Source organism: Gilliamella sp. B14384G10 (assembly GCF_016101685.1).
GTDB lineage: Bacteria > Pseudomonadota > Gammaproteobacteria > Enterobacterales > Orbaceae > Gilliamella > Gilliamella apis_A.
On sequence record NZ_JACFQA010000001.1, the window covers coordinates 360665 to 374399 of the forward strand.

The following is a 13735-nucleotide window of genomic DNA, read 5'->3' on the forward strand; positions in this document are numbered from 1 at the left end:
CTTTATTATGCTCTCTAATTCCAATAATTTTATTTTTATATAGTGGATAAATACATAATTTATAAACCATACTAACAATAATTCTATTTTACTCATAAAATGATAAACTACCAAACCAATCATGATACCATCTTGGATTGATATCTTGTCGCATAGTTTTTTGTTGCCATGATGACGTATAAAAAAATAGACTTATTTGCCCCTCCTTACCTGTAACATAATAATTAATATTTAGCGCTTTATAACGATTAGTTATCTTATTGGAAGGTAATCTCCATGGGTTATAACGTGATGTTGAAGTTAGTGAATTAAAAGGATTAACATAATTTAAGAATGGATAACTTGATGAAGTAGTACTACCATGATGAGGAGTTTGTAGAATGGTTGAGTGTAAATTGCGTTTATATTTAACCACTAAATCATATTCTTGTTTACGTTCTAGGTCACCCGTCAACAACACTGAAAATTGACCATCAGTAATTTGTATTACACATGAATCGCCGTTATTAGGATCGCTCACTAATTTGTTCGGCCATAACACATTAAAGCGTAAATGTTGCCAATGAAATTTATGATCAGCTAAACAGTTATAATCATTACTCAAACTTGAAGATGAACTCATTAACCACGCATCAGGATAACGTTGTCGTAAATAGCTTAAACCACCAATATGATCATTATGACTATGGCTAATAATAATGCCTTCAACATTCAGATTATGCCATTGTAAAAAAGGGATGATTACTTGCTCAGCCGCTGAACTATTTTCCCATTTTGCACCAGTATCATACAAAATGGCTGATTTACCATTGTGAATCACAATGGCCAATCCATGTCCAACATCCAACATATCCATTCGCCATAGATAATCGGGTTGTTTATAAATTGGCGAAAATAATATTGTCATAACAATAATAGAAAAGCTGAAACGTCGCCAAAATTCTATCCTAATAATGATAATAGTTAACCATCCAATACTACTAAACAAATAAAAATTCGCTGGTATATTTAGCCATAAAATATTTAAATATTCTAAGCAATAAAAAAGCCATTCTAGCGAAGTTTGCGCAACAAACCATAACCATAAAGCAAGATAAAAACAGTCCATCAGACTAAATAATAATGCCAATAAAATCGCGGGAAAGGTGATTAACGAAACAATAGGAATTGCAATTAAGTTAGTTAACAACGCAACAACACTTATACCATGAAAAATAAATAATTGGATAGGAAGCAATAATAATGTTAAACCAAATTGTAAATGTAATAATCTAATAAAATACCATCGTTTTTTATGTTTTAACGTGCTAGCTAATGGCAACCATTCAAATAAAAAAATCAAACTAACCACAGCATAACAGGACATCCAAAAACTTTCAGATAGTATCATTAGCGGATCCAAAATTAATAATAACGCTATAATACGGTTAATTTTCTGCCACGCGCTGATGTGATTATTTTTATAACGCAAATATATCCAAATTGATAATGCTAAAATAGCTCGTAATGCTGGAGGATTAAAACCAGTTAACCATGTATAACATAACGTTGTTAACCAACCAATTAATATGGGTAATAATAAATGGCTATAGCGTTGTGGGAAAAAAAACAGTAATCCTTTTAGCAAAAAACAACTAATATAGAATACTAACAGAATATGCATTCCTGAAATTGCCATTAAATGAGCTACACCTGTTTGCATCATAGTTAAACGATTATGATCAGAAATCTGTGAACGGTCACCAAATCCTAATGCTAATAAAATGCCTCGATAACTAAACAGATTAATATAAGCTAAACATTTATCAGCAATACTTTGTCGAATATTAAACTTTTTTTCGAGCAAAACTGATTTAATAACTTTAGCTTTTAACAAAGTATGATTTGCAATGGCAAAACGTTGTTTATCAAATGAGCCTTCATTTAAATAACTTTGCGTCACTTTAGTTTTTATTGTTAATTGCCAAATTTGCCCTGCTTTAATTAAATCTGATTGTTGCCAATAAATAATAATAGGTATTGGTGATGATAAAATCTGATCTGAAATTTTTAAAATGGAAAATTTTGCATAATACGGATTGTTTTTTTTGGGGGAATAAATTTGAGTATTAATAGTTTCAACTTTTGCTGTGACGACTAATGTCTGGTCAATATATGGTTCAATTAGGCTTAAATATTGTTTTGCATTTGCTGTAGACCAGAGAAAACTTAATATAAAAACAGCAATCACACAAAGATAGTAATGGCGTCGTATTGACCATACTAAAATAATAACAATGAATACCCCAGCCAAAACAAGCCAACTTGTTTCTGAAGGCAATGATGGCAAAAACATTAATGGCACACATCCTAAGGTGAATACAATTGCCATTAAATCTATTGAACCGTAATGCCGCATCAATTTCTACATATTAATATTGTTCAAATATTCAATCTAATATGTTAGAACTTTCTATGGATTATTTTACCTTTAATTTTAGAGCTACATTCCAATTTAAAAATTACTATTTCTGTTTCTATTGAGAATCATTCATCTAATTAATAAAAAAGCCTTTGATTTTACTCAAAGGCTTTTTTATTAAATGGATTGAAATTATGCTTTAGCTGCATTATTTACACGTTCACGTAACTCTTTCCCAGGTTTAAAGTGAGGGATATATTTGTGTTTAACCTCAACATTTCCTCCTGTTCTAGGGTTTCTAGCTTTACGTGGAGCGCGGTAGTTAAGACTAAAACTACCAAAACCGCGTATTTCAACACGATCATTACTTTCCATCGCTAAAGCAATTTGTTCAATAATGTCTCTAACAGCATCATCAACAAGTTGCACAGGAAGGTGTGCCCGCCAGTTGACTATTCTTTCTGCTAAATCGGATCTGTTCATGGTCACTCCTAATTTATTTTATGTGGTATATATTTTATTCATTTTATACCACAAAAGAAAAAGAGGGCAAGCCCTCTTTACTCTTTGAATAAATATTTTTTACTCAGTTTTTGATGCTGCTTTAAATGCTTCAGCCATTGCATTAGTAAATGATGCATCTTCTTGAGTTGCAGTATTATTTACAGCTGCTAATGCTTCTTTCTCATCAGCTTCATCTTTAGCACGTACAGATAGTGAAATTGCACGAGTTTTACGATCGATATTTACGATTTTCGCTTCTACTTCATCACCAACATTTAATGCAGTAGTTGCATCTTCAATACGTTCACGAGCAATATCTTGTGCTTTTAAGTAACCTTCGATACCGTCAGCGATTTCAACTGTTGCACCCTTAGCATCAACTGCAGTAACTTTACCTTTAACAATTGCGCCTTTTTTAAAGTTAGATGCAAAGCTGCTGAATGGATCGTCTTCAAGTTGTTTGATACCTAATGAGATACGTTCACGGTCAGCATCAACTTGTAAAACAACAGCTTCAATATCGTCACCTTTCTTATAAGCTTTAACAGCTTCTTCACCTGGCATATTCCAAGAAATATCAGAAAGATGCACTAGACCATCAATACCACCATCTAAACCGATGAAGATACCGAAATCAGTGATTGATTTGATCTTACCACTAACTTTATCACCTTTATTGTGTGATTCAGCAAATTGTAACCATGGATTTGGTTTACATTGTTTAAGACCAAGAGAAATACGACGACGTTCTTCATCAATTTCAAGAACTACAACTTCAACTTCATCACCTAAGCTAACTACTTTAGATGGATGAATATTTTTGTTAGTCCAATCCATTTCAGAAACGTGTACTAAACCTTCAACACCTGTTTCGATTTCAACGAAACAACCGTAATCAGTTAAGTTAGTTACTTTACCAGTTACTTTAGTGCCTTCTGGGTAACGTTTAGCAATTGAAACCCAAGGATCTTCGCCTAATTGTTTTAAGCCAAGAGAAACACGTGAACGGTCTTTATCGAATTTAAGAACTTTAACAAGTAATTCTTGACCAACTTCAACCACTTCACTTGGGTGTTTAACACGTTTCCAAGCCATATCAGTGATATGTAGTAAACCATCAACCCCACCAAGATCAACGAATGCACCGTAATCAGTAAGATTTTTGATAATACCTTTAACTTCAGAACCTTCTTGTAGATTTTCAAGAAGTTGTTCTCTTTCTGCGCTATTTTCAGATTCAATTACTGCACGACGTGAAACAACTACGTTGTTGCGTTTTTGATCTAATTTAATAACTTTTAATTCGATCTCTCTATTTTCAATATGAGAAGTATCGCGTAATGGACGAACATCAACAAGCGAACCTGGTAGGAACGCACGAACGCCATTAAGATCAACCGTAAAGCCACCTTTAACTTTACCATTGATAACACCTAAAACTGTTGCAGCATCTTCAACTGCTTTTTCTAATGTTAGCCACGCTTCATGACGTTTAGCTTTTTCACGAGATAAGATTGTTTCGCCAAAGCCATCTTCAATAGAATCAAGAACAACGTCTACAACGTCGCCAACTTGAACTTCTAATTCACCTTGGGCATTTTTAAACTGCTCTACTGGAATTGCTGATTCAGATTTTAAACCAGCATCAACTAAAACAACATCTTTGTCGATTGCAACGACAGTACCACGGATCATATTACCAGAACGAGTGTCTAGTTGATTTAAAGACTCTTCAAAGAGTTGAGCAAAAGATTCAGTCATATTTTATATACTTAAATTAATATTAACGTCCACATTACATCCTGTCTTGTGGGGTTGTTTATGTTACTCCACTTACATCCTTATAATGGAGCTTCGTTTACACAATAAGTTTACATACAATATAAACTTATAGCGCAAGTTTTTCTTTTATATACATAATAGCTTGATTAAAAACATCTTCGATAGAGAGAGATGTGGTATCAATTATTAATGCATCAACTGCAGGCTTTAAGGGCGCAACCGCTCGATTTCGATCTCGCTCATCACGCGCAGTTATCTCCTGCAAAATTTCGGGGAATTTAGCATGAATTTGCTTATCTTGCAACTGTTTCATTCTTCTTTCTGCTCTTGATTGAGCGCTAGCATCAAGAAATATTTTTACAGGGGCATCGCTGAACACGACTGTGCCCATATCACGACCATCGGCAATTAATCCAGGCAATTGTCGAAAATCACGTTGACGCTGTAATAGGGCTGTTCTTACCTCATTTATTGCAGCTACTTTTGAAGCTGCTCCACCAGTTTGTTCGGTACGAATCTCTTTTGAAACATCAACCCCAGACAATAATACTTTAACATCATCATGACTGCTATCAAATGTTAACGGCAAATTCAATGCAAGCTTAGTTAGCTGATTAATATCATCTAAAGCAATATTTTGCTTTAACGCCGCTAGCGCTAATACACGATAGATAGCACCTGAATCCAAAAGATGCCAGTTGAAGTGATTTGCTAACGCTTGACATAATGTACCCTTACCTACACCACTTGGACCATCAACAGCAATAACAGGAATATTTTTTGTCATGTTATATTTCGCTTAATCGTTTAAATTGTTCAAAATAATCAGGAAATGTTTTCATTGTACACTTCGGATCTAAAATAGTTACCGGCGTATCAGAAAGTGCAACTAATGAGAAGCACATAGCCATACGATGATCATTATAAGTTTTGATTTCTGCATGATTGAGTTTTGCAGGAGGAGTTATAGTAATATAATCCTCTCCTTCTTCAACAGTAGCACCAACTTTACGTAATTCGTTGGCCATAGCCGATAAGCGATCGGTCTCTTTTACTCGCCAATTGTAAATATTTCGAATTGTCGTTGTTCCATCAGCAAAGAGTGCAGTGGTTGCAATTGTCATCGCAGCATCAGGAATATGATTCATATCCATATCGACACCATTTAATTCACCGCGAGTACACTCAATATAATCATCAGCCCAAGTTATTTTGGCACCCATTTTTTCAAGCACATGGGCAAATTGAGTATCTCCTTGTAAACTTTTTTTACCAACTCCAGTAACACGAACAGTGCCACCTTTAATTGCTGCTGCCGCTAAGAAATAGGATGCTGAAGAGGCATCACCTTCTACCAAATAACTACCAGGCGATTGATAAGTTTGATTAGCTTTAATGACAAATGTCTGATATTGATTATTGATAACCGATACACCAAACATTGCCATCATTTTTATTGTAATATCAATATATGGTTTAGAAACTAGATCGCCAATAATAGTAATTTCAGTATCATTGCTAGCTAAAGGGGCGGCCATCAATAGTGCAGTCAAAAATTGACTTGATACTGAGCCATTTACAGCAATCTTACCTCCAGTAAAACCACCATGGATATGAAGTGGCGGATAACCTTCATTTTCAAGATAATCAATTTTAGCGCCACCTTGACGTAATGCATCCACCAAATGACCAATTGGACGCTCTTTCATACGAGGTTCACCCGTTAATACAATATTATTATCGGCTAAACAAAGTGCTGCAGCTAAAGGACGCATAGCTGTCCCGGCATTTCCTAAAAATAGTTCTAATGGGTGAGCCGAATGTAATTTACCGCCTAACCCTTCTATATCACAAATTGTTCGGTCATCTGACAGATGATATTTGATGTTTAACGCTTTTAAAGCCCCAAGCATATAGCGAACATCATCACTATCAAGTAAATTTGTTAATCTTGTTTTACCTTGACTAAGTGCAGATAATAATAGTGCACGATTTGATACACTTTTAGAACCAGGTAAATTAATGGTACCACTAAATTTTTTTATCGGTTGTAATGTTAAAGATAACATAATGACTCTCTTTAGTAATTTTAATATTCTTTAAAAATTTTCTAAGGTGGTTTTTAATAGATCGATTGCTTTATGATCTTTCGCACTATTTTGCCATAACTTATCAAATAAGTGGCGATAACGTTTAATTGCATCTTCTGAAGATGTTATTGAGGCAATCCCTGTGGTTATATTAGGTAGTTCACCTAATCGAAAAGGACTCATTGCCAATGCTAACGCATCTTTATTTTGATAAAATATTTGAAAAGCGATGGATGGGATAGCCTGTTCCGTAATCGCAATTGTTGGCGCATAAGCTTGATCTTCTATCAATTTGATCAAATGATAAATTTCTTTACGAGCTAACAACATTCTTTCAGATTTCTTGCCTGGAGAAATAGTTAAATTGCCAACCAAACCGATGTGCAAAAATCGCTCAACATTACGCAAACTGATTAGATTAATCACTTTTGGTACAGATTGATAAAACTGTGTCTTACGCTCATTTAAAATCGATAATGATGTTGCATATCTTTGCGCTGCAATGGATTCACTCGACTCATTTAACATCATACCTAAATGAGCAAGATAATCAGATGAAGTTAATAGAAAAGAAAAAGGATCAAAATGGGAATAAATGTGCGTAGATTGTTCTTCTAATTGACGCATGCGTTCAAAAAAACCATCACCACTCGAATAGTATTCAGTGTCAATGCCAAGCAAACTAGCAAATGAAGTATCTAATAATGAGGCTAAACGTTCAAGTGTTTCTATTTTGACAATTTCGCCTTTTTCTAAACGGTAAACTGCAGCTCTAGAGATTTTAAGACTTTCTGCAACATCTTCAGCTCTGAGAGACGCAGCGATACGGTAAGCCCGCAATCGCTGTCCGATAGCACAATAATCAATCGATCCAGTAATCATAATATACTCAAACTATTGGGATTTTGGCAGTGTACCATATGGTAGGTACAATGCCAATTTAATGTAATGATATTTCAGACTAAATACATGCTTGAGTCTTTTATTTTAATAATTCATTTTGTAATGATGATGCATTTTTAAATTCAGTATAGTCAGTGATAGCTTCCGGTTGCTTTTCTTCTTTTTCCGTTTTTCCTATCACTTGTGATGCTATTACTAAACCTTTTTGTTCAATAACGGTATTTTTATAAAAATCAATTAAATCTTGTTTAGTGATTTTCTTAAGTAGTTCTATTTTTTTATCACGAGAATCGAATTGAAAACGAGATAAACGATAATCTGAAATTAAACGTTCAAACTCTTCATCTAAGGATTGCGGAGGCATTGTCTGTTCATCAATGATACTTCTTTTATACTCTTCAATATCCTCATCAGTTAACGCATCTAATTTATTTAACATTGCTGGGTAAAAGGCTTGATAACGTTGTAATAGATAAGCAGGATCCCACTGATTAGTTTGCACAGCAAAACCCAGCCCTACTGATTCACCGATGAAAAATGGAAAAATACCTACAAGATATCCCAATTGTTCATTGCTCCGTAATTGATCAAAAAACCATGGTGACATAATATTAGCTAATGTATAGCCAACTACTTGGCTTTTAGTTGGATCATAATTAGTTGGGAAATAAGTCATTAACAATGCGCTATCGGTACTTTTCGCTTGTTGGGTGATTCTCGCTGTAAACGAAGTTTTAATTGCTATATCATCCAAAGGCGTAAATTCAACATTGCGTTTTAATGTCTTTTGTACTGCATGATAAAGATCCAGAGAATCTTCATTTGAAATATTACCTAAACTAATCATGTAAGGTATCGATTGAGACATCAAGTTATCACGATAAGCTTCAACATCACTAATAGTGATAGTATTTGTAATTTGTCGTCTTTCATCTCGTTCAAAATAGTGCGGCAATTTAGATAATGCAAGAACTGGCTCGGACGCTAATCGAATACTTTCGAAATGATCTGCCCCATCAAGTCGTTGCAGATACCATGATTTAGCTAATGCTAAACTTTGTTCATCAATAGTCACTTGACGATAACTATTAAGAATAGCCAATACCATTTCTGGTAAATGTTGATTAAAACCAGCAGCGGTTATCATTAAACCATTATCAGTGCCAGTAGATAATGACATTCCGGCATTACCAGCTTGAAATTGTAATTGAGTTAAATCACGACTAACTATGTAATCAAGTAACTCAAAAGCAATTGACGTTTTTGCATCTTTAAAAGCCTGATTATTACGTAAAGAAACAGCAATCACAGCCTTAGGATCATTACTAAAATGACGACTAACAAAATGAATATGATTACCACGTTTACTAAATGTAGCTGGTTGAATCTGATCTTCATTTTGTGCAATTATACTAAAATTATCAGGAATATAAGGATTTAATTCAGGCAGACTAAACGAAAAATCTTTAGCTAAATTAGTCCACGTTGCTTTTAATTCATCTGTAATATTATCGACCTTATAAGGCGCATTAAGAAAATATGCAGTTTTATCGGTGGTTTGATTTGGAGCAATCAACCAAACTCTAGCATTATCGGGAGTAAAACTTTTGATTCGAGTGATGATAGCTTCTTTATTCAAATGTTCAGCAACATAATCCGCATCTAATACATTTTTAACTGGATAAAGCAGCATTTGATCAGATAACCATTCAACATAAGACATATCGCGGTTAACATCTTTATACTTAAACGACAAAGCAAAAACTTTTTTTATCTCATCGTAATAAGCTTCTGAAACGCCCTGTTTTTCAATTAATTGTAAATAATTGAATATAGCTGCAATCACCTTGTCTTTTTGTGCCAAACCTTCATCAGTTAAAATGACATTAATATTAAATGTCCCACTATTACCATAATATTTACTATCACAAGTTGCTTGAATAGCTTCAATCAAACCTTGTTTTTGTAACTGATCAGCTAAGGTATTTTTACTATTATTACTTATTAAATAGATAAGGTATTCATTGGTTTTATCTGCAAATTTATCGATGTCATTTTCGATTGGAAATTTTAGAGACAACATTTTTCTAGGTTGAGCAGGTATCATGGTAATTTCTTTACCAGTAAACTCCTGAGTAATCGCAGATTTAGTAATTGGTGGAACAACAATATTTTTATTAGGAATTTGACCATAAGTAGATTCAGCCAAATTTTCTAATTTTTCAATGGATTGATTACTATAAATAACCCCAACCATAATATTAGCTGAATAATATTTATCATGAAAGTTAACCAATTCATCTTGCAATTTACTATTATCTTTATCACTTAATGTTTCTAAATTGCCTCCAGAAAATTGTGCTGCTGGATGATTAGGATTAATCGTTTCAGAATCAACTTGCTGAATGCGGAAACCATCACTCGATCGGTACATCGTCATTTCAGAACTAACGGCATTACGTTCTTTATCAGCAAATTTAGGATCAAAAATTGGCTCAGCAATCGCATCAGCTAAATAATCTAATGCAGTATTAATCACACCGTTTTCAACTTCAAAGAAAAATGCAGTCCGATTACCACTGGTAGTAGCATTATAGTTACCGGCATGTCGTGACAAAAACTCAGTAAAGCTTGACGGTTGAGGATACTTTTTCGAACCCATTAGCACCATATGTTCTGTGTAATGAGCTAATCCTTGTTGAAGTACTGGATCATATAGTGAACCAACAGGCAATGCTATTGATCCGAGTGATTTGGTTGCTTTCGGATCTGAAACTAATAAAACTCGCATTTTATTATTAAGTTCAATCACTTCATATTGACGATCATCTCGTTCGCTTTGGTGAACTTTATTTGATAATACAGAATGTTCATGCTTATTCTCAATAGCAAATGAACTATTAAATGTAAAAACGGTTAATGCAGTAATAAATAGTGTTTTAGTTTTCATGTTATTCATAGAATTCTCGCCTAATTTAAAAGACAGTATAATCGAAATATAAATATAAATGAAAAAGAAAAATTTATTATTTGGAATTCAAAATTACAGTCAAAATTCAAGAATATAAAGGTATATAGAAGGTATGATTAATTACAGCTTTATTAATAGAAGAGAGCAATATAGTGATAATCGATTTTGCATAAAAATAGCAATTATCTAAAAGATATGGTTAAACTAACATTATCGTATTAAAAATACAACAAATTAATAAATAAAAAAGGGCTAAAAATAGCCCTTCCTCATTATCAGATCATTAATAGTGTTCTCATTGTTAATCTTAATTACCGAGTAACCAATTAATGCTCACGTGTTTTTCTAAATTCAACATCTGGATAACGTTCTTGTGTTAGATTTAGATTAACCATACTTGGCGCAATATAAGATAGATTATCACCACCATCTAGTGCCAAATTTTGCTCACATTTTCGTTTAAAATCTTCAAGTTTCTTAGCATCACTACATTCAACCCAACGAGCCGTTGTTACATTTACTGGTTCATAAATCGCTTCTACGTTGTATTCAGATTTTAAACGCGTAACAACTACGTCAAATTGCAACACCCCTACCGCTCCAACAATTAAATCATTGTTAGCAATTGGACGGAATACTTGTACTGCACCTTCTTCCGAAAGTTGAACTAAACCTTTTAATAATTGTTTCTGTTTAAGAGGATCTTTTAAACGAATACGACGAAATAGCTCAGGGGCAAAATTAGGAATACCGGTAAATTTAAGATCTTCACCTTGAGTGAAAGTATCACCAATCTGTATAGTGCCATGATTATGTAAACCAATAATATCACCAGCATAAGCTTGCTCGACATGATCTCGATCACCAGCCATAAAGGTTAACGCATCAGAAATATTCACATCTTTTGCGATACGAACATGACGCAACTTCATGCCTTTCTCGTATTTACCCGATACAATACGCATAAAAGCAACTCTGTCACGATGTTTAGGATCCATATTGGCTTGGATCTTAAATACAAAACCAGTAAATTTTTCTTCAGTAGCTACAACTTCTCGTTTATCGGTCTGGCGAGGTTGAGGCGTCGGAGCCCAAGCAGTCAACCCATCAAGCATATGATCAACACCAAAATTTCCTAATGCAGTACCAAAAAATACTGGAGTTAAATCACCAGATAAAAATGCTTCCAGATCAAACTCATTTGATGCACCTTGTACTAATTCAAGCTCATCACGAAGTTGCTGTGCTAAATCATCGCCAATTGTGGTATCGAGTTCTGGATTATCTAATCCTTTGATAATACGAACTTCTTGAATAGTATGGCCTTTACCTGTTTGATAAAGATAGGTCTCATCTTTCGCTAAATGATAGACACCTTTGAATAATTTACCACAACCAATTGGCCAGGTAATAGGTGCACACATGATATTAAGTTCATTTTCAACTTCATCAAGTAACTCCATCGGGTCACGTATATCACGATCAAGTTTATTCATAAAAGTCAAAATTGGCGTATTACGTAAACGCGTTACTTCCATCAATTTACGTGTTCTATCTTCGACACCTTTTGCAGCATCAATAACCATTAAACAACTATCAACAGCAGTTAACGTTCGATAAGTATCTTCAGAGAAGTCCTCATGCCCAGGAGTATCAAGTAAGTTAACTAAACAATCATTATAAGGAAATTGCATGACCGATGTGGTGATGGAAATACCACGTTGTTTTTCCATTTCCATCCAATCTGATTTAGCGTGTTGAGCATTAGCACCACGCCCCTTAACTGTACCCGCAGTTTGAATCGCTTGTCCAAACAACAATACTTTTTCGGTGATAGTCGTTTTACCCGCATCCGGGTGAGAGATAATAGCAAAAGTACGACGAGCATTAACTTCGTCTAAATAAGCTTGTTCTGTCATAAAATTAATCAATTTAGCTAAGCAAAAATAATGGCGTATTCTAACAGGTCTACATCTATATTGCCATTGAAGAAGACTATTTTGCTATTTGCCTTATTTATATATCTGTGAATAATAGCGGCATTTAATACTGATGGTGATATAATCACTATTTGATAATAGTGTTTAATATTAGAAATATCTGAAAATAACCATTAATATGAATATTCGTGACCTAAAATTGTTTTTACATTTGTGTGAGACATGCCATTTTGGCATGAGCGCTGATGCAATGCATGTAAGTCCTTCCACGCTTTCAAGGCAAATCCAACGCCTTGAGGAACAATTTGGGCATCAATTATTTGTACGCGACAACCGACAAGTTCAAATTACTCATGAAGGCGAAAAAGTAAAACGTTTTGCTCTACAAGTTGTAAATCTACATCAACAATTAAAGCAAGAGTTAGATCAATCAGATCAACAATTGGTTGGCGAATTAACCCTATTTTGCTCAGTAACGGCGGCCTATAGTCATTTACCTGATATATTAGATCGCTTCCGCATTCATTATCCACTAGTTGAAATTAAGCTATCTACTGGTGATGCTGCTGATGCAGTTGAAAAAATTCAATCTAATCAGGCTGATCTCGCTATTGCAGGCAAACCTAAACAATTACCGGCTGGTGTTGAATTTATAAAATTAGGTGAGATCGAAATGGTCTTATTAATTCCTAAGCTCAATAGCTCATTTAGTGATAAATTACATCAAAAAACGCCAGATTGGCATAATATTCCTTTCATTTTGCCAGAACATGGCCCCAGCCGACAGAGAATTGATTTATGGTTCAAACAACAAAAAATAATCAGTCCTAGAATTTATGCAACAGTTGCAGGACATGAAGCAATTGTATCTATGGTTGCTTTAGGATGCGGTGTAGCATTATTGCCAAAAGTGGTAATGGAAAACAGTCCAGAAAGAGTTCGCGAACGAATTACTGAATGGTCAACCAATTTAATGGAACCATTTGATGTGGGTATATGCGTCCAAAAAAGGCGATTATCTGAAAAAATTATTTCAGCCTTTTGGGCTCTTGGTAGCAAAAATTTACCATCTAACGGATAAATTATATAATTATCATCCATGATATGGAAAACTAAGTTAATTAAAAAATGGGAAGTTAGTGTA

At 34.2% G+C, this 13735-nt stretch carries 9 protein-coding genes; 1 reads left to right on the forward strand and 8 read right to left on the reverse strand.

The window, feature by feature from the left end; all coding sequences use genetic code 11:
• Positions 1–88: 88 nt before the first annotated feature.
• From H3T54_RS01720 to prfC, 8 genes are all read right to left on the reverse strand, one after another.
• Positions 89–2371: a DNA internalization-related competence protein ComEC/Rec2 gene (locus H3T54_RS01720; protein WP_198220569.1), complete on the reverse strand. Its 2283-nt coding sequence runs from the start codon at positions 2369–2371 to the stop codon at positions 89–91.
• 222 nt (positions 2372–2593) lie between these two features.
• On the reverse strand, positions 2594–2884 hold the full coding sequence (gene ihfB / locus H3T54_RS01725) for an integration host factor subunit beta (RefSeq protein ID WP_034901983.1): 291 nt from the start codon (positions 2882–2884) through the stop codon (positions 2594–2596).
• Positions 2885–2983: 99 nt separating this feature from the next.
• Complete coding sequence (gene rpsA / locus H3T54_RS01730; RefSeq protein WP_110447542.1) at positions 2984–4666, reverse strand: 30S ribosomal protein S1; 1683 nt, start codon at positions 4664–4666, stop codon at positions 2984–2986.
• 127 nt (positions 4667–4793) lie between these two features.
• A complete protein-coding gene (gene cmk, locus H3T54_RS01735) occupies positions 4794–5474 on the reverse strand; it encodes a (d)CMP kinase (RefSeq protein WP_198220571.1) in 681 nt (226 codons plus the stop codon).
• Between the two features lies 1 nt (position 5475).
• Entirely contained in the window at positions 5476–6759 is a 1284-nt protein-coding gene (gene aroA / locus H3T54_RS01740) for a 3-phosphoshikimate 1-carboxyvinyltransferase (protein ID WP_370527340.1), read from the reverse strand.
• 27 nt (positions 6760–6786) lie between these two features.
• Positions 6787–7659 carry a helix-turn-helix domain-containing protein gene (locus tag H3T54_RS01745; protein ID WP_110447539.1) on the reverse strand — a complete coding sequence of 291 codons (873 nt, stop codon included), beginning with the start codon at positions 7657–7659 and terminating at the stop codon, positions 6787–6789.
• Between the two features lie 100 nt (positions 7660–7759).
• The gene (gene ptrA / locus H3T54_RS01750; protein WP_198220575.1) at positions 7760–10639 is read right to left on the reverse strand and encodes a pitrilysin; all 2880 of its coding nucleotides are present in this window, start codon (positions 10637–10639) and stop codon (positions 7760–7762) included.
• A 338-nt stretch (positions 10640–10977) separates the two neighbouring features.
• Positions 10978–12570, reverse strand: a complete 1593-nt coding sequence (gene prfC / locus H3T54_RS01755; RefSeq protein WP_198220577.1) for a peptide chain release factor 3 — start codon at positions 12568–12570, stop codon at positions 10978–10980.
• Between the two features lie 199 nt (positions 12571–12769).
• Here prfC and ilvY point away from each other — a divergent pair, with 199 nt between their 5' ends.
• The gene (gene ilvY, locus H3T54_RS01760) at positions 12770–13672 is read left to right on the forward strand and encodes an HTH-type transcriptional activator IlvY (RefSeq protein WP_198220579.1); all 903 of its coding nucleotides are present in this window, start codon (positions 12770–12772) and stop codon (positions 13670–13672) included.
• Positions 13673–13735 lie beyond the last annotated feature (63 nt).